14 protein-coding genes are annotated in these 17,560 nt (G+C 67.6%); all 14 read left to right on the forward strand.

All coding sequences use genetic code 11. From position 1 onward, the window contains the following. Window positions 1-42 precede the first annotated feature (42 nt). Window positions 43-1,773 (forward strand): STAS domain-containing protein, encoded by a 1,731-nt coding sequence (locus ACK59X_RS15845; protein WP_409958625.1) that lies wholly within the window; start codon window positions 43-45, stop codon window positions 1,771-1,773. 201 nt (window positions 1,774-1,974) lie between these two features. Continuing rightward, complete coding sequence (gene hslV / locus ACK59X_RS15850) at window positions 1,975-2,538, forward strand: ATP-dependent protease subunit HslV (RefSeq protein WP_409958627.1); 564 nt, start codon at window positions 1,975-1,977, stop codon at window positions 2,536-2,538. A gap of 100 nt (window positions 2,539-2,638) precedes the next feature. Next, window positions 2,639-3,967: an ATP-dependent protease ATPase subunit HslU gene (gene hslU / locus ACK59X_RS15855; RefSeq protein ID WP_409958629.1), complete on the forward strand. Its 1,329-nt coding sequence runs from the start codon at window positions 2,639-2,641 to the stop codon at window positions 3,965-3,967. A gap of 252 nt (window positions 3,968-4,219) precedes the next feature. Further along, entirely contained in the window at window positions 4,220-4,648 is a 429-nt protein-coding gene (gene mraZ, locus ACK59X_RS15860; protein WP_409958631.1) for a division/cell wall cluster transcriptional repressor MraZ, read from the forward strand. A gap of 9 nt (window positions 4,649-4,657) precedes the next feature. Continuing rightward, on the forward strand, window positions 4,658-5,587 hold the full coding sequence (rsmH, locus tag ACK59X_RS15865; protein WP_409958633.1) for a 16S rRNA (cytosine(1402)-N(4))-methyltransferase RsmH: 930 nt from the start codon (window positions 4,658-4,660) through the stop codon (window positions 5,585-5,587). Continuing rightward, window positions 5,584-5,916: a cell division protein FtsL gene (gene ftsL / locus ACK59X_RS15870; RefSeq protein ID WP_409958635.1), complete on the forward strand. Its 333-nt coding sequence runs from the start codon at window positions 5,584-5,586 to the stop codon at window positions 5,914-5,916. Before rsmH ends, ftsL begins: the two co-directional genes overlap by 4 nt. After that, window positions 5,913-7,658, forward strand: a complete 1,746-nt coding sequence (locus ACK59X_RS15875; RefSeq protein ID WP_409958637.1) for a peptidoglycan D,D-transpeptidase FtsI family protein — start codon at window positions 5,913-5,915, stop codon at window positions 7,656-7,658. The genes ftsL and ACK59X_RS15875 overlap by 4 nt, the downstream gene beginning before the upstream one ends. A gap of 5 nt (window positions 7,659-7,663) precedes the next feature. Continuing rightward, window positions 7,664-9,154 carry a UDP-N-acetylmuramoyl-L-alanyl-D-glutamate--2,6-diaminopimelate ligase gene (locus ACK59X_RS15880; protein ID WP_409958651.1) on the forward strand — a complete coding sequence of 497 codons (1,491 nt, stop codon included), beginning with the start codon at window positions 7,664-7,666 and terminating at the stop codon, window positions 9,152-9,154. Then, the gene (gene murF, locus ACK59X_RS15885; protein ID WP_409958639.1) at window positions 9,145-10,593 is read left to right on the forward strand and encodes a UDP-N-acetylmuramoyl-tripeptide--D-alanyl-D-alanine ligase; all 1,449 of its coding nucleotides are present in this window, start codon (window positions 9,145-9,147) and stop codon (window positions 10,591-10,593) included. Before ACK59X_RS15880 ends, murF begins: the two co-directional genes overlap by 10 nt. A 48-nt stretch (window positions 10,594-10,641) precedes the next feature. Then, window positions 10,642-11,820: a phospho-N-acetylmuramoyl-pentapeptide-transferase gene (gene mraY / locus ACK59X_RS15890; protein WP_409958641.1), complete on the forward strand. Its 1,179-nt coding sequence runs from the start codon at window positions 10,642-10,644 to the stop codon at window positions 11,818-11,820. Between the two features lie 65 nt (window positions 11,821-11,885). Next, window positions 11,886-13,937 (forward strand): Mur ligase family protein, encoded by a 2,052-nt coding sequence (gene murD, locus ACK59X_RS15895; protein ID WP_409958653.1) that lies wholly within the window; start codon window positions 11,886-11,888, stop codon window positions 13,935-13,937. Further along, window positions 13,937-15,217 (forward strand): putative lipid II flippase FtsW, encoded by a 1,281-nt coding sequence (gene ftsW, locus ACK59X_RS15900; RefSeq protein WP_409958643.1) that lies wholly within the window; start codon window positions 13,937-13,939, stop codon window positions 15,215-15,217. The genes murD and ftsW overlap by 1 nt, the downstream gene beginning before the upstream one ends. 166 nt (window positions 15,218-15,383) lie before the next feature. Continuing rightward, window positions 15,384-16,454, forward strand: a complete 1,071-nt coding sequence (gene murG, locus ACK59X_RS15905) for an undecaprenyldiphospho-muramoylpentapeptide beta-N-acetylglucosaminyltransferase (protein ID WP_409958645.1) — start codon at window positions 15,384-15,386, stop codon at window positions 16,452-16,454. Further along, window positions 16,451-17,560 (forward strand): UDP-N-acetylmuramate--L-alanine ligase (gene murC, locus ACK59X_RS15910; protein ID WP_409958647.1); only part of this gene is annotated, 1,110 nt, incomplete at its 3' end. The genes murG and murC, both read left to right, overlap by 4 nt.

Raw genomic sequence — 17,560 nt, forward strand, 5'->3', positions numbered from 1 at the left:
TTGCCTGAGCACTTTGCGCACGACCCCTCTCTCGCCTATCCCATGAGCAAGGAAGAAACCACGCCCGGCGGCCTGCTGTCCAAGATGGTGCGGTTTGTGCGCAACCCGACGACGAACTGGACCGAGCTCGACTCGCTCCAGGACGACCGGGAGAGCCAGTACAGTAAGCAGATGCTCAAGGAGATGATCGAGCGCAAGCGCCGCAACGATTTCGTGCGGCGCCGCGAGTTCGATCAGTTGCGCAAGCTGCGCCAGCGAGAAGTGCTTAAAGGCCAACGCACCGAGGATACCACCGCACGACCTTCGTTCTTCCAGAGCAGCATGGCCTCGCCCGACGAGCGCGCCGTGACGCTCAAGAAGATCGACGAGATCGAGGCGCAGATGTCGCAGCAGTGGTGGAAGAGCAAGGCCAATGGCGACGCTCCCACCCAGCCGGCGGATTTCCGCGGCGAGGACGAAGCCGCTGCACGCGCCTTCGCCCCCACGGCACCCGTCAGCCTGGCGGCGCCCATCAGTGCGGCTCCGGCGGCGGTCAAGCCTCTTTTTGATGACGACAGCATGGCAATCGGCCAGTTTGGCGGCACCGATGCGACCATGCGGGGAGAGCCGCTGCAACAGGCCACCGAACTGGCCTCGTTTGAGCCGAGCACCACACCACCAACGCCCGAAACCGCATCCGAACCGGAGGAATTCGTGCACGAACCCGACCTCGAAGAAGCCGCCATCCGCTTCGCCAACGGCGATCACGCAGGGGCGGAGTCCGGCTTGCTCGACGTGCTCGCACAGCACCAGCAGGACGACCCGGCGCAGCAGCTGGAAATCTGGATGACGCTGTTCGACCTGTACCGCGCTACGGGACAGCATGACCGCTTCGACACCCTGGCCATCGACTTTGCCGCCGGCTTCAGCCGCTCGGCCCCCCTGTGGTTCTCCATGCCCGAGCAGCTCGGCCTGGTGCAGGAACAGGAGCCCAAGGCGGGTGCGGCCCGCCGTGACTTCAGCTGGAATGCGCCGGCCCGCCTGACCGTCTCTTCCGTGGCCGCGCTGCAGGCCTCGATCGAGCGCTCGGCCTCGCCCTGGAGCCTGGCCTGGACACGCATCTCGGGCATCGACGATGCCGCAGTGCCCTTGCTGGCCGATCTGTTCACCAAGTGGGCCGACCGGCCGGGCCAGTTCGTGTTCTCGGGTGTGGACCGGCTCACCACGCTGATGGAGATCATGACCCAGTCGGGCGACCGGGCGTCGGGCCCCGAGTGGTGGCGCCTGCGCATGGCCGCGCTGCGCCTGATGGGCCGGCCGGACGAGTTCGAGCTGGTGGCGCTCGACTACTGCGTGACCTACGAAGTCTCTCCACCCTCCTGGATTGCGCCCAAGATGGGCTATTCGGACGATGCCACGGCGGCCAGCAGCAGCCAGGCGGCGGCACCCGCCGAACGCGACATGCTGGCCTCGGATTTCGGCCTGGACGCGTCCGCTCCCGCTGCACCCGATGCCACACCTGCGGCATCGCTCAGCGGCCACATCGATGGCGATGCCACCCCACTGCTGGAGCCCCTGCAGGCGCTGATGCGCCCCGGGGTGCCGCTCGTGGTGTCCTGCGACAGGCTGATCCGCGTCGACTTTGCCGCAGCCGGCTCAGTCCTCAACTGGGCGGCAGAGCAGCAGGGCCAGGGCCGCGAAGTGCATTTCCACAACCTGCAGCGCCTGGTGGCCATCTTCTTCAACGTGATCGGCATCAACGAGCACGCCTGGGTCCTGCCCCGCAAGAACTAAGCACCCCTTGAGTCGCTTCGCGCCTTCCCTCTCTCTCGACTCGCTGCGCGACTCGGGAGGGGGACACCCCCAGCACGGCGGGGCGGCCCTTGCGCAGGGGCGCTGGCCTCAGACAGCGCCAGTTTCAAGGGGCGTATGCGGTGGTGGCCTGGACTCCGTGTTGACTTGAAAGCAGGCTCGGCGACCCCATTTGCGGCAGCTATGGACTCCTCTGAAAACAACCCGGTGTTTCACGGCACCACCATCCTGAGCGTGCGCCGCCAGACCCCTGCCGGCGTGCAGGTCGCCATCGGCGGCGATGGCCAGGTCACCCTGGGCAATATCGTCGTCAAGGGCTCGGCCCGCAAGGTGCGCAAGCTGCACCATGGCAAGGTGCTGGCCGGCTTTGCCGGGGCCACGGCCGATGCCTTCACCTTGTTCGAGCGCTTCGAGTCCAAGCTGGACAAGCACCAGGGCCATCTGGTGCGTGCTGCCATCGAGCTGACCAAGGACTGGCGCACCGATCGCGTGCTGCGCCGCCTCGAAGCCATGCTGGCCGTGGCCGACCTGGAGGCCTCGCTGATCATCACCGGCAATGGCGACGTGCTGGAGCCCGAGCACGGCATCGTGGCCATCGGTTCGGGCGGAGCCTACGCCCACTCGGCCGCCAAGGCATTGCTCAATCACACCGATCTGCCGGCGCAGGAGATCGTCAAGAAATCCCTCGAAATCGCGGGTGAGTTGTGCATCTACACGAACATGCACCACACCATCGAAACACTCTGAGTGCCCGGCCCGGCGCAACGGCTCCGGGTCGTCCTTTTCATGGCGCCGGCCGCAGTGTGCTGCGGCGGCCGGTTCCTCCCTTGCTACCAGGCGGATCCCCATGTCGTCCATGACCCCCCAAGAAATCGTCTCCGAACTCGACCACCACATCGTCGGCCAGGCCGGCGCCAAGCGCGCCGTGGCCATCGCGCTGCGCAACCGCTGGCGCCGCCAGCAGGTCGAGGGCACGCTGCGCCACGAGATCACGCCCAAGAACATCCTCATGATCGGCCCCACGGGCGTGGGCAAGACCGAGATCGCGCGGCGCCTGGCGCGCCTTGCCGATGCCCCGTTCATCAAGGTCGAGGCCACCAAGTTCACCGAGGTGGGCTATGTGGGCAAGGACGTGGATTCCATCATCCGCGACCTGGCTGAGATCGCGGTGAAGCAGACGCGCGATGCCGAAACCCGCAAGGTGCGTACGCGTGCCGAAGATGCGGCCGAAGAGCGCATCCTGGATGTGTTGATTCCTGTGGCCCGCTCGGCCGCCGGCAGTGAGCCCCCCGCTGCTGATAGCACCGCGCGCCAGGTGTTCCGCAAGAAGCTGCGCGAGGGCGCGCTCGACGACAAGGAAATCGAGATCGACGTGGCCGAAAGCCGGCCGGCGCTGGAGATCATGGGTCCCTCGGGCATGGAGGAGATGACCGAGCAACTGCGCGGCATGTTCAGCCAGATGGGCCAGGACAAGCGGCGCACGCGCAAGCTCAAGATTGCTGAGGCGCTCAAGCTGCTCATCGAGGAAGAAGCGGCGAAGCTCGTCAACGAGGAAGAGATCAAGACCCGCGCCATCGCCAATGCCGAGCAGAACGGCATCGTCTTCATCGACGAGATCGACAAGGTCGCGGCACGCCAGGAAAGCGGCGGCGCCGAAATCTCGCGCCAGGGCGTGCCGCGCGACCTGCTGCCGCTGGTGGAGGGCACCACCGTGTCCACCAAGTACGGCATGGTCAAGACCGACCACATCCTGTTCATCGCCTCGGGCGCCTTCCACCTGGCCAAGCCCAGCGACCTGATTCCCGAGCTGCAGGGGCGGTTCCCGATCCGGGTGGAACTGGGTTCGCTGTCGGTGCAGGATTTCGAGGCCATCCTGGTGCAGACGCACGCCTCCCTGGTCAAGCAGTACCAGGCGCTGCTGGCGACCGAGGGAGTGACCCTGGAGTTCGCGCCCGAGGGCATCACGCGCCTGGCACACATCGCCTTCGAGGTCAATGAGCGCACGGAGAACATCGGCGCGCGCCGCCTGTCCACGGTGATGGAACGGCTGCTTGACGAGGTCAGCTTCGATGCAGCACGGCTATCGGGCCAGACCGTAGTGATCGATGCAGCCTATGTCGATGCCCGTCTGCAGTCTCTGAGCCGGAACGAGGATCTCTCGCGCTACATCCTGTGACCTTGGATCGCGCCTTTGAGGTATCACTTGCATAGCCTGCGCTAAGTGGTTATCTCTCAAGGACTTTTGCTTGTACGGACTGTTTGGAGTCACGCCTAAGTCCTTGATTTCATTGCAAAAGTTTGTTGTGCACCCCCTTGCTCGGTGTGCTTTTCCTGCTACAGTGCAAAAAAGTGCAATTAAGTGGTGAAAAGTGCCCTCGAAGCCTGAATTCAGGGCGCGAGTGGATTCCAACCGAGTGGGAAATCGTCCGTGTTCCAAGGTGCCTCGTCGCTCAGTCTCGATGCGAAGGGTCGGCTTTCCGTGCCGACCCGGCATCGTGACGTCCTGGCGGCTACGGCAGGCGGGCAACTTACCATCACCAAGCACCCCCACGGCTGCCTCATGGTGTTCCCGCGTCCCGAGTGGGAGAAGTTCCGCGAGCGCATTGCCGAACTGCCCATGTCCGCCCAGTGGTGGAAGCGCATCTTCCTGGGCAACGCCCAGGATGTGGAGATGGACGGCACGGGCCGCGTGCTGGTCGCACCCGAGCTGCGCGAAGCCGCCGGCATTTCGCGCGAGACCATGCTGCTGGGCATGGGCAACCACTTCGAGCTGTGGGACAAAGCCACCTACGACGAGCAGGAGGCCAAGGCCATGCAGGGCGAGATGCCGGACGTCTTCAAGGACTTCTCTTTCTAAGGGCGCGCGGTGACCGAAGCTTTGCAACACACGACCGTCCTGCTCGAAGAAGCGGTGGACGCGCTGCTGGGCGGCGCGGGCCCCGAGCCGTCCGGCACCTTCGTGGACGCCACCTTTGGGCGCGGCGGGCATTCGCGGCGCATCCTGCTCAGGCTGGGGCCACAGGGGCGCCTTGTGGCATTCGACAAGGACCCCGAAGCCATCGCCGAAGCAACGCGCATCCACGATGCGCGTTTTTCCATTCGGCACGAAGGATTTCGCCACCTCGGCGAACTGCCTGCGGGCAGCGCAGCGGGGGTGCTGATGGACCTCGGGGTGAGCTCGCCCCAGATCGACAGCCCCGAGCGGGGTTTCAGTTTCCGGTTCGATGGCCCGCTGGACATGCGCATGGACACCACGCGCGGCGAAAGCGTGGCCCAGTGGTTGGCAACTGCCGAGGTTCAACAGATTGCGGAGGTGATACGTGACTACGGTGAAGAACGGTTTGCTGGCCCCATTGCAAAGGCGATTGTTGCGTGGCGCCAAGAGCGGGGCCCTCTTGCAACCACCGGTGAACTGGCCAGTCTCGTGGCTGGCGCGGTCAAGACCCGCGAGCCGGGCCAGAACCCTGCAACGCGCACATTTCAGGCTCTTCGGATTTTCATCAACGCCGAGCTTGAAGAGCTGCAACAGGCGCTAGAGGCCAGCCTCTCGGTGCTGCAGCCGGGTGGCCGCCTGGCGGTCATCAGCTTCCATTCGCTCGAAGACCGCATCGTCAAGCAGTTCATTGCCCAGCACTCCAAGGAGGTCTACGACCGGCGAGCGCCCTTTGCCGCGCCCAAGGCCATGAAGCTCGTGGCGCTGGACCGCATCAAGCCCGGAGCAACTGAAGTGGCCGCCAACCCGCGTGCGCGTAGTGCCATCATGCGCGTGGCCGAGCGCACGGAGGTGCCTGCATGACGCGGTTGAACCTGGTGCTGCTGCTGGCGGTACTGGCGAGTGCGCTGTTCCTGGTGCACACCCAGTACCAGTCGCGTCGCCTGTTCACCGAGCTCGACCGGGCCACGGCCGAGGCGCGCCGGCTCGAGACCGAGCACCAGCGCCTGCAGGTGGAAAAGCGTGCCCAGGCCACGCCGTTGCGCGTGGAAAAACTCGCGCGTGCACAGCTGCAGATGCGCACGGCCACCCCGGCCATCACCCAGTATGTGTCCGATCCGGCCGGCGTGACTGCCGTGGCCGCGACCTCGCCTTCGGCCGCACCGGCTGCGGCCTCGGGGGCGCAGCCATGAGCCGCAGCGTCCTGTACACCTCCAGCCCGCTGCTGGCCAGCAAGACGCCGGTCTGGCGCAGCAAGTTCATCGTGGCCATGATCGCGCTCGGCTTTCTGGGCCTGGGCGCGCGCGCGGCGTATGTGCAGGTGTTCGGCAATGCCTTCTTCCAGCGCCAGGGCGAGGTGCGCTTTGCGCGCACCCTGGAGATGCCGGCCAACCGCGGCAAGATATTGGACCGCAATGGCCTGATCCTGGCCTCCAGCGTGCCGGCCGCCAGCATCTGGGCCATCCCGGAAGACGTGGAGCAGGACCAGCCCGAGGTCAAGGCCAAGATGAAGCAACTGGCCAAGCTGCTGGAAATGCCGCTGTCCGAGCTCAACGCCAAGCTGGCCGATGAGGACAAGACCTTTGTCTGGATCAAGCGCCAGCTCGACTGGGACGTGGGCCAGCAGATCGCAGCCCTGGGCATCAAGGGCATCTACCAGCGCAAGGAAAACAAGCGCCAGTACCCAGAGGGCGAGGCTGCGGCCCACGTGGTGGGTTTCACCAACGTGGAAGACCACGGCCAGGAGGGCATGGAGCTGGCCTTCAACAAGGAGCTGGCCGGCAAGGCGGGCTCGCGTCGCGTCATCAAGGACCGCCTGGGCCGCGTGGTCGAAGGCGTGGGAGAGACCGTGCCGCCCGTGGACGGGCGCGACATGCAGCTGTCCATCGACAGCAAGGTGCAGTTCTTCGCCTACCAGAAGCTGCGCGACCAGGTCACGGCGCACAAGGCCAAGGCCGGCAGCGTGGTGGTGCTCGATGCGCACACCGGTGAGCTGCTGGCCCTGGCCAACTACCCGAGCTATGTGCCCGACAAGCGCCAGAACCTGTCCGGCGAGCAGTTGCGCAACCGCGCACTGACCGACGTGTTCGAGCCCGGCTCGACCATGAAGCCCTTCACCATCGGCCTGGCGCTGGAGAGCGGGCGTGTGCGCCCCGAGACACCGGTGGACACCAATCCCGGTCGCATCACGATCACCGGCTCCACGATCTCGGACACGCACAACTACGGCCTGCTCACGGTCGAAGGCGTGATCCAGAAGTCGAGCAACGTGGGCACCACCAAGATCGCCATGCAGATGCCGGCGCGCGAGATGTGGGAGACCTTCTCGGCGGCCGGCTTCGGGCAGAAGCCGCAGATCGGCTTTCCCGGTGTGGTCAGCGGCAAGCTTCGCCCTTACAAGACCTGGCGCCCGGTGGAGCAGGCCACCATGTCCTACGGCTATGGCCTGTCGGCCAGCCTGTTCCAGATGGCGCGTTCGTACACCGTGTTCGCCAATGGCGGCCGCGTGATCCCGGCCACCATGTTCAAGACCGATGAGCCCGCCATCGGTGTGCCCGTGTTCTCCGAACGCACAGCCGACCAGGTGCGCAAGATGCTGCAGATGGCGGCCGGCCCGGGTGGCACCGGCCAGAAGGCCCAGACCCTGGGCTATTCGGTGGGCGGCAAGTCCGGCACGGCGCGCAAGCAGGTGGGCAAGAACTACGCCTCGGGCAAGTACCGCGCCTGGTTCACCGGCATGGCGCCCATCGACAAGCCACGCATCATCGTGGCGGTGATGATCGACGAGCCGAGCAACGGCGTGTTCTACGGCGGTGCCGTGGCCGCACCGGTGTTCAGCGAGGTGGTGCAGCAGACCCTGCGCATGATGGGTGTGCAGCCCGACATGGCCGTCAAGCCCCAGATCGTGGCCAATCCGGTGGAGGAGTCCCTGTGACCCCGATGCTGAACTCCCCGCGCGATGCCGTGCAGTGGCTGCGCAGGCGCGTCACCGGCACGCTGCAGACCGACAGCCGGCAGGTGGCGCCGGGCGACGGTTTCATCGCCTGGCCCGGCGCAGCCACCGATGGGCGCGCCCATGTGGCCGACGCCCTGGTGCGCGGTGCCACGGCATGCCTGGTGGAGCAGGCGGGGGTGGAGGTTTTCGCCTTCGAAGGCGAACACATCGCGGCGCTGCCGGGCCTCAAGGCGGCCACGGGCCTGATTGCGGCCGAATGGTTCGGTCACCCCACGGACCGGCTCGACGTGCTGGCCGTGACCGGCACCAACGGCAAGACCAGCTCCGCCTGGTGGCTGGCCGATGCCCTGAACCTGCTGGCCGGTGAAGGCAGCGGTAAAGGCTGCGCCATCGTCGGCACCCTGGGCATGGGCCGCCCACCCGCGCTCACCTACACCGGCATGACCACGCCCGACCCGGTGCGCCTGCAGCGCGCCTTCGCACAGTTCGCGGACGAGGGCCTTTCCGCCTGCGCCATCGAGGCCTCTTCCATCGGCATTGCCGAGCGGCGCCTGGACGGCACTCGCATCCGTGTAGCGGTATTCACCAACTTCACGCAGGACCACCTGGACTACCACGGCAGCATGGCCGACTACTGGCTGGCCAAGCGCGAGCTGTTCGGCTGGGAGGAACTGAAGGCCGCCGTCATCAATGTGGACGATCCAGCCGGCGCCCAGTTGCATGGCGAGCTGGCAGCTTCGGGCCTGGACCTTTGGAGCATTGCGCTCGATGCCGGTGCGCGCCTGCGCGCCACCGATGCCATGTTGGGTGAGCAGGGCCTGCGCTTCACCGTGGTCGAAGGCGCCGAGCAGCACGTGCTGCAAACCCAGGTGATCGGCCAGTACAACATCCTGAACTTGCTGGGCGTGCTGGCCACGCTGCGCAGCCTGGGCGTGCCATTGGCCGATGCGGTCGATGCCTGCAGCCGCCTGCAGCCCGTACCGGGCCGCATGCAGCGCCTGGTGGCGCCAGGCCAGCCGCTGGTGGCCGTGGACTATGCCCACACGCCCGATGCCCTGGACAAGGCGCTGCGCGCCCTGCGCCCGCTGGCGGCCGAGCGCGGTGGCCGCTTGTGGTGCGTGTTCGGCTGCGGCGGCGACCGCGATGCCGGCAAACGCCCGCTGATGGGCGCCGTGGCGCAGCAGCAGGCCGACCGCGTGCTGGTGACCAGCGACAACCCGCGCAGCGAAGACCCCGCCGTGATCATCCACCAGATCCTGCAAGGCACGATTGCCGGCGCTTCGGTACAGCCCGAGCCCGACCGCGCCGCCGCCATTGCCGCCGCCATCGGCCAGGCCGATGCGATGGACGTGGTGTTGATCGCCGGCAAGGGGCACGAAGACACCCAGGAGACGGCCGGCGTGCGCCTGCCGTTCTCCGACATGGCCCATGCGCATGCCGCGCTGCAGGCCCGAGGAGCCCGCACATGGGCATGACGATGATGATGAACCTGCGCCAGGCGCATGCCCTCATCCAGCAGCGCGTCCCGTCGGCGCGCCTGGTGGGCGACGGCGATACGGCCGTGCAACGCGTGCACACCGATACCCGCACACTGCAGGCGGGCGACCTGTTCGTGGCGCTCAAGGGCGAGCGTTTCGATGCCAATGCCTTCCTGGACCAGGCCCGCGTTGGCGGTGCGGCTGCTGCCGTGGCCCATGGCGGCCTGGAGACCACCGGCCTGCCCGGCATCGAGGTCTCCGACAGCCTGGCCGCGCTGGGTGCCCTGGCCACGGGCTGGCGCGCACAGTTGTGCCTGCCGCTGATCGGCGTGACCGGCAGCAATGGCAAGACCACGGTGACGCAGATGATCGCCTCCATCCTGCGCGCCTGGCAGGGCGACGCCGCCTTTGCCACGCAAGGCAATTTCAACAACGACATCGGCGTGCCGCTGATGCTGCTGCGCCTGCGCGAGCCACACCGCGCCGCCGTGATCGAGATGGGCATGAACCACCCCGGCGAGATCGCCGTGCTGGCCGCCATGGCCCAGCCTACGGTGGCGCTGGTGAACAATGCCCAGCGCGAGCACATGGAGTTCATGCACACCGTGGAGGCCGTGGCACGCGAGAATGGCTCCGTGTTCGCGGCGCTGCCCGCCGATGGCGTGGCCGTGTTCCCGGCCGGTGATGCCTTCACCCTCCTGTGGCGCGAACTCGCAGGCGGGCGCCGCTGCCTGACTTTCGGCGATCGCGGCGAGGTGGCATGCACTTCGGCGCAATGGACGCAGGGCGCCTGGTCCGTGCAGGTGCAAACGCCTGGTGGCGCTCTGGAATGCCGCCTGCAGATCGCTGGCCGCCACAACGTCACGAATGCCCTCGCCGCCACGGCCTGCGCGCTGGCTGCCGGCGCGCCGCTGGCCACCATCGCGCGGGGGCTCGATGCCTTCACGCCCGTCAAGGGCCGTTCGCGCGCCTTCAGCGTGCAGCATGCCGGGCGCGAGGTCACCGTGGTGGACGATACCTACAACTCCAACCCCGATTCGCTGCAGGCGGCCATCCAGGTGCTGGCCGCGCTGCCTGGCCCCCACCTGCTGGTGGTGGGCGACATCGGCGAAGTCGGGGAGCAGGGTCCGCAGTTCCACACCGAGGCAGGCGCCCAGGCACGCACCGCAGGCATCGCCATGCTGTACGCGCTGGGCACATTGTCCGCACACACGGCGCGCGCCCATGGCGCCGCCACGCATTTCGAGAGCATGGAGCAACTGCAGTCCGCAGTCTGCGCCGCACTGCCCACTGTGGGCAGCGTGCTCGTCAAGGGTTCGCGCTTCATGAAGATGGAGCGGGTGGTGGAGGCCATTGCGGCCGCCACAGCCCCGCAAGCAGCAACACAACAAGAACAACAAGGAAAGTCCGAGGGAAGCCATGACGCAATCCACTGAAACGACGAGTGCCTGCCAGGGCCGGCGCCTCTTGCAAGGAGGTGCCTCATGCTGCTGATCCTGTCGCAATGGCTGCAGGGGCTGTCGCCCGAGCTCGGCTTCTTCCGCGTGTTCCAGTACCTCACCTTCCGCGCGGTGATGGCGGCGCTCACCGCGCTGCTCATCGGCCTGCTCGCCGGCCCCAAGGTGATCCGCGTGCTCACCTCGCTCAAGATCGGCCAGCCCATCCGCGGCTACGCCATGCAGTCGCACCTGTCCAAGAGCGGCACACCGACCATGGGCGGCGTGCTGATCCTGCTGTCGATCGCGATCTCCACGCTGCTGTGGTTCGACCTGTCCAACCGCTTCGTGTGGATCGTGCTCATCGTCACGCTGGGCTTTGGTGCCATCGGCTGGGTCGACGACTGGCGAAAGGTGGTCAACAAGGACCCCGAGGGCATGCGCTCCCGCGAGAAGTACTTCTGGCAGTCCGTCATCGGCGTGATTGCGGCGGTCTACCTGGTGTTCAGCATTTCGGAGAGCTCCAACGCCAAGGTCTTCGAGCTGTTCATGACCTGGGTGCAGTCGGGCTTCGCGCTCGACCTGCCGCCCAAGGCCGGCCTGCAGCTGCCCTTCTTCAAGGAGGTGAGCTACCCGCTGGGCGTGCTCGGCTTCGTGGTCATGACCTACCTGGTCATCGTGGGGTCCAGCAACGCCGTGAACCTGACCGACGGCCTGGACGGCCTGGCCATCATGCCGGTGGTGATGGTGGGCTCGGCCCTGGGGGTGTTCGCCTATGTCACCGGCAGCTCGGTTTATTCCAAGTACCTGTTTTTCCCCAACATCCCGGGGGCCGGTGAGCTGCTGATTTTCTGCGCCGCCATGGCCGGGGCCGGCCTGGCCTTCCTGTGGTTCAACGCCCATCCCGCCCAGGTGTTCATGGGCGACGTGGGCGCGCTGGCCTTGGGCGCTGCGCTGGGCACCATCGCGGTCATCGTGCGCCAGGAGATCGTGCTGGCCATCATGGGCGGCATCTTCGTGGTCGAAGCCCTGTCGGTGATGCTGCAGGTGACCTGGTTCAAGTACACCAAGAAGCGCTATGGCGAAGGCCGCCGCCTGCTCAAGATGGCCCCCTTGCACCACCACTTCGAGAAGAGCGGCTGGAAGGAGACCCAGGTGGTCGTGCGCTTCTGGATCATCACCATGCTGCTGTGCCTGATCGGGCTGTCCACGCTCAAGCTGCGCTGATCATGACGACCACGCCCCACCATCCCCACGCCAACGGCCCCCTGGCCGGCGAGCACCTGCCCGAGATGGCCGGTGAGGAGAGGGTGCGCGTGCCCGAGGCCGTGCACACCCCGCCCGCAGAGGATGCCGAGGCGGCTGAGCCCATGGCGCAGCAAACCAAGGTGCTCGATCCCGTGGACAGCGAGCTGCCTGCCGGGGACGTGACGGCTGCACAGGCGCCACAGAACGCCGAGGCAGACGCGGCGGCTGATCCTGTGCTTGAGAATCCCGTTCAGGGAGCGCCCGCGGCTGCAACCCCGTCTGCGCCCTCCGATGGCTATGTGGCCCCTGCCATCTCTGCCGCCAAGGCCGCCGCGGACTTCGTGGCGCAGATCTTTGCCGAGGTGAACGCCCCCGATATGCCTGAGCCTTCGCCGCTGCTGGCCGCACCGGTGGACGACCCGAATGGCGAGGCCGAGGCGGCGCAGCCCCAGGGCCGCCCGGGCGAGGGCATGCTGCCCTATGAAGGCAAGCACTTCCTGGTGCTGGGCCTGGGGGCCTCCGGCCTGGCCATGGCGCGCTGGTGCGTGCGCTGCGGTGCCACCGTCACCGTGGCGGACACGCGCGAGGCACCGCCCCAGTTGGCGGTGCTGCGGCACGAACTGCCCGGCGTGCGTTTCGTGTCCGGACCGTTCGACGCCAGCCTGGTCGAAGGCGGTGCCGGCGTGCACGCGGTCTACCGTTCCCCTGGTCTGAGCCCCGCCACCATCGCGCCGGTGTGGGCGGCGGCGCAAGCCATCGGCCTGGCCACGGGTGGCGAGCTCGGGCTGTACGCGGCGGCGCTGCAGTACCTTCGCGCTTCGCACGGCTACGCACCAGCCGTGCTGGCCATCACCGGAACCAACGGCAAGACCACCGTCACCTCGCTCACCGGGCAACTGGTGGAGCGTGCCGGCAAGAGCGTGGCCGTGGCCGGCAACATCGGCCCCACACTGCTCGATACCCTGGCCGGGCACATCGACGCCGATACCCTGCCCGAGGTCTGGGTGCTGGAGCTCTCCAGCTTCCAGCTCGATGGCGCCACCGGCTTCGAGCCCACGGCCGCCACCGTGCTCAACATCACCCAGGACCACCTGGACTGGCATGGCGACATCAGCGCCTACGCGGCGGCCAAGGCGCGCATCTTCGGCGACACGGCCCTGATGGTGCTCAACCGCGACGACCCCACGGTCATGGACATGCTCGGCACGGCCTCTGCCGCCACGGCCCAGGCGGCACAGCTGGCCTCCGGCAAGCCTGCCCCGAGCGCGCGCAGCAAGCAGCCCGTGAAAGTGCCCCTGCGGGAGCATCTGAGCTTCGGCATCGACATGCCCCGGCGCCCCGGGGATTTCGGTATCGAGACCGTGGGCAGCATTCCCTGGCTGGTGCGCGCGCACGAAGCCGACGAAACCCGCAAGCGCAGCACCCGCCGACGTGCGGTGGCTGCAGCAACGGGCGAGGCCGCGCCGGTTGCCTTGGTGGATGAAGAAGACCTGCACATCCAGCGCCTGATGCCGGCCGACGCGCTGCGCATCCGCGGGCGCCACAACGCCTCCAACGCGCTGGCGGCACTGGCCCTGGCGTCGTCGGCCGGCTGCACGCTGTCGCCCCTGAAGTTCGGCCTGCGCGAGTACCGGGGCGCGGCGCACCGGGGGGTGCCCGTGGCCTTGATCGACGGCGTGGAGTATTTCGACGACAGCAAGGGCACCAACGTGGGCGCCACCGTGGCCGCACTCAACGGCCTGGGGGCCGACCGGCGCATCGTGCTGATCCTGGGCGGCGATGGCAAGGGGCAGGACTTTGCACCCCTGGCCACCCCGGTCGCGCGCTATGCGCGCGCCGTGGTGCTGATCGGGCGCGATGCGCCGCTGATCCGCGCTGCGCTGCCGGACAGCGGGGTTGCGTTGCTCGATGCGGTCACGCTGCCCGAGGCCGTGCACCAGGCGCGCGAGCGTGCACACGCGGGCGACGCGGTGCTGATGTCGCCTGCCTGCGCCAGCTTCGACATGTTCACCGGCTACGAACACCGCGCGCGTGTGTTCTGCGACACCGTGCTGGCCATGGCGCAGGACGCCGGCCAATCCCTGGAGGGCATGTGATGGCTGCAACCACCGCCAGCGCCCCCGTGGGCCTGCAGCAGCGCCGGGCCGGCTGGCTCGGCCGCCTCACCGGCAAGGCCGGCGAGGGGCTGCCGGTGCGCGTCGGCGGCACCGAGTACCGCCAGTCCACCACCACGCCCGCCAGCGTGCTGGGCTTCGACCAGGCCCTGCTGTGGGTGGTGGTAGGGCTGCTGGCCTGGGGCCTGGTGATGGTGTATTCGGCCTCCATCGCCATGCCGGACAACCCGCGCTTCGCCAACTACGCACCCACCCATTTCCTCACCCGGCACATGATGTACCTGGTGGTGGGCTTCGTCGCGGCGCTGCTGGCCTTCCAGGTGCCCATGAAGCTCTGGGAGCGCGCGGCGCCCTGGCTCTTCGTGGCGGCGCTGCTGCTGCTGGTGGCGGTGCTGATCCCGGGCGTGGGCAAGGTGGTCAATGGCGCGCGCCGCTGGCTGTCCATCGGGCCGGTGGGCTTCCAGCCCTCCGAAATCGCCAAGTTCGCCGTGCTCATCTATGCCGCCGACTACATGGTGCGCAAGATGGAGGTCAAGGAGCGCTTCTTCCGCGCCGTGCTGCCCATGGGCGCTGCCGTGGCCATCGTCGGCGTGCTCCTGCTGGCCGAGCCCGACATGGGCGCCTTCATGGTGGTGGCCGTGATCGCCATGGGCATCCTGTTCCTGGGGGGCGTCAACGCCCGCATGTTCTTCCTGATCGCGGGCGTGCTGGTGGGCGCCTTCGCGCTGATGATCGCCAGCTCGCCCTGGCGCCGCGAGCGCGTGTTCGCCTACCTCGATCCGTGCAGCGAGCAGCATGCGCTGGGCAAGGGCTACCAACTGTCGCACTCGCTGATCGCCATCGGCCGCGGCGAGATCTTCGGCGTGGGTCTGGGCGGCAGCGTGGAAAAGCTCCATTGGCTGCCCGAGGCGCACACCGACTTCCTGCTGGCCGTGATCGGCGAGGAGTTTGGCCTCATGGGCGTGCTCGTGCTGATCGTGCTGTTCCTGTGGATGACGCGCCGCATCATGCACATAGGCCGCCAGGCGATTGCGCTCGACCGTGTGTTCGCGGGTCTGGTGGCCCAGGGCGTGGCGATCTGGCTGGGCTTCCAGGCCTTCATCAACATGGGCGTGAACCTGGGGGCCCTGCCCACCAAGGGGCTCACGCTGCCGCTCATGAGCTTCGGGGGCTCGGCCATCCTGATGAACCTGGTGGCGATCGCGGTGGTGCTGCGGGTGGATTATGAAAACAAGCACCTCATGCGCGGAGGCCGCGTATGAGGTGCTTGTTGATTCAAAACAATGCACCGCATTGCGTAAGCAATGCCGGGTGCGCAGCGCCCGGTCATGCGCGCAGGCCGCGTATGAGGGGATTGTTTCGTCAAAACAAGCACTGCATTGCGCAAGCAATGCCAGACGCGCAGCGTCTGATGCGCGGAGGCCGCGTATGAGTACGCCCAAGACCGCCCTCATCATGGCCGGCGGCACCGGCGGCCACATCTTCCCGGGCCTGGCCGTGGCCGAGGAACTGCGCGCACGCGGCTGGCGCGTGCACTGGCTGGGCGCGCCCGGCAGCATGGAGTCGCGCATCGTGCCACCGCAGGGCTTTGCGCTGGAGACCATCGATTTTTCAGGCGTGCGTGGCAAGGGCCCGATCACGCTGGCCCTGCTGCCGCTGCGCCTCTTGCGCGCCTTCTGGCAGGCGCTGCAGGTGGTGCGCCGCGTCAAGCCCGACGTGGTGGTGGGCCTGGGTGGCTACATCACCGTCCCAGGCGGCATGATGGGCGTGCTGTGGGGCAAGCCGCTGGTGCTGCATGAGCAGAACTCGGTGGCTGGCATGGCCAACAAGGTGCTGGCGGGCGTGGCCGACCGGGTGTTCACCGCCTTCCCCAGCTCGTTCAAGAAGTGCCAGTGGGTGGGCAACCCGTTGCGCGCACCGTTCACGCGCCAGCCGGATCCGGCCGAACGCTTTGCCGGCCGCAGCGGACCGCTGCGCCTGCTGGAGGTGGGGGGCAGCCTGGGCGCACGCGCACTCAACGAGATCGTGCCCCAGGCCCTGGCCCTGATTCCCGCCGCCCAGCGCCCCGTGGTGCTGCACCAGAGCGGAGCCACCCAGATCGACGCGCTGCGCGCCAACTATGCCGCCGCCGGGGTCGAGGCCGAGCTGACCCCCTTCATCGACGACACCGCCACCGCGTTTGCGCAGGCCGACCTCATCGTCTGCCGCGCGGGCGCGAGCACCGTGACCGAAATCGCTGCCGTGGGCGCTGCCGCCCTGTTCGTGCCCTTCCCCTCGGCGGTGGACGACCACCAGACCACCAACGCACGCTTCCTCGTGGACGCCGGGGGCGGCTGGCTGGTGCCGCAGCGCGAGCTCACGGCCCAGGGCCTGGCCGCGGTGCTGAGCAACACAGAGCGCCCGGAGCTGCTGCGCCGGGCCACAGAAGCCAAGAAGATGCAAAAAATCAACGCCACCCATGAAGTGGTGACTGCCTGCGAGGAGCTTGCAACACCATGAAGCACGCCATTCGCCACATCCATTTCGTAGGCCTCGGAGGCGCCGGCATGAGCGGCATCGCCGAGGTGCTGTTCAACCTCGGCTACCGCATTTCCGGCTCGGACCTGGCCGACAGCGCCACCTTGCGCCGCCTGCAGGGCCTGGGTATCAAGACCTGCCTGGGCCATGCGGCCGCGCACATCGATGGCGCCGATGCGGTGGTTACTTCCACCGCCGTCACGGCCGACAACCCCGAGGTGCTGGCCGCACGCGACAAGCGCATCCCTGTGGTGCCCCGTGCCCTGATGCTGGCCGAGCTGATGCGCCTGAAGCAAGGCATCGCCATTGCCGGTACGCACGGCAAGACCACCACCACCAGCCTGGTGACCAGCGTGCTGGCCGAGTCGGGGCTGGACCCGACCTTTGTGATCGGCGGGCGCCTGAACAGCGCCGGCGCCAATGCCAAGCTGGGCAGCGGCGACTACATCGTGGTCGAGGCCGACGAGTCCGACGCCTCGTTCCTGAACCTGTTGCCCGTGATGGCGGTGGTGACGAATATCGACGCCGACCACATGGAGACCTACGGGCACGACTTCGGCCGGCTCAAGGGGGCCTTCGTCGATTTCCTGCACCGCATGCCCTTCTACGGCACCGCCATCCTGTGCGTGGACAGCCCCGCCGTGCGCGACATCCTGCAGAGCGTGACCTGCCCGATCACCAGCTACGGTTTTTCCGAGGATGCTCAGGTGCGCGCCGTCAATGTGCGCGCAGAGGGTGGGCAGATGCGCTTCACCGTGCAGCGGCGCAACGGCGTCACGCTGCCGGACCTGGAGATCGTGCTCAACCTTGCGGGCGAGCACAACGTGCTCAACGCACTGTCCGCCATCGCCGTAGCGGTGGAACTGAACATCCCCGATGAGGCCGTGCAGCGTGCGCTGGCCGGCTTCAAGGGCGTGGGCCGGCGCTTCCAGAGCTATGGCGAACTGCCGGCGAAGGACGGTGGCCGCTTCACCGTCATCGATGACTACGGTCACCACCCGGTGGAGATGGCGGCCACGCTGGCCGCGGCGCGTGGCGCCTTCCCCGGGCGGCGCCTGGTGCTGGCCTTCCAGCCGCACCGCTACAGC

This window comes from Acidovorax sp. (genome assembly GCF_046339755.1).
Classification (GTDB): domain Bacteria; phylum Pseudomonadota; class Gammaproteobacteria; order Burkholderiales; family Burkholderiaceae_C; genus Acidovorax.

Bases quoted from the DNA above. Each gene is read 5' to 3' on its own strand.
- ACK59X_RS15845 (WP_409958625.1), top strand. From the start codon at position 43: ATGAGCAAGGAAGAAACCACGCCCGGCGGCCTGCTGTCCAAGATGGTG.
- hslV (WP_409958627.1), top strand. From the start codon at position 1,975: ATGGACTCCTCTGAAAACAACCCGGTGTTTCACGGCACCACCATCCTG.
- hslU (WP_409958629.1), top strand. From the start codon at position 2,639: ATGTCGTCCATGACCCCCCAAGAAATCGTCTCCGAACTCGACCACCAC.
- ftsL (WP_409958635.1), top strand. From the start codon at position 5,584: ATGACGCGGTTGAACCTGGTGCTGCTGCTGGCGGTACTGGCGAGTGCG.
- ACK59X_RS15875 (WP_409958637.1), top strand. From the start codon at position 5,913: ATGAGCCGCAGCGTCCTGTACACCTCCAGCCCGCTGCTGGCCAGCAAG.
- ACK59X_RS15880 (WP_409958651.1), top strand. From the start codon at position 7,664: ATGCTGAACTCCCCGCGCGATGCCGTGCAGTGGCTGCGCAGGCGCGTC.
- murF (WP_409958639.1), top strand. From the start codon at position 9,145: ATGGGCATGACGATGATGATGAACCTGCGCCAGGCGCATGCCCTCATC.
- mraY (WP_409958641.1), top strand. From the start codon at position 10,642: ATGCTGCTGATCCTGTCGCAATGGCTGCAGGGGCTGTCGCCCGAGCTC.
- murD (WP_409958653.1), top strand. From the start codon at position 11,886: ATGGCCGGTGAGGAGAGGGTGCGCGTGCCCGAGGCCGTGCACACCCCG.
- ftsW (WP_409958643.1), top strand. From the start codon at position 13,937: ATGGCTGCAACCACCGCCAGCGCCCCCGTGGGCCTGCAGCAGCGCCGG.
- murG (WP_409958645.1), top strand. From the start codon at position 15,384: ATGAGTACGCCCAAGACCGCCCTCATCATGGCCGGCGGCACCGGCGGC.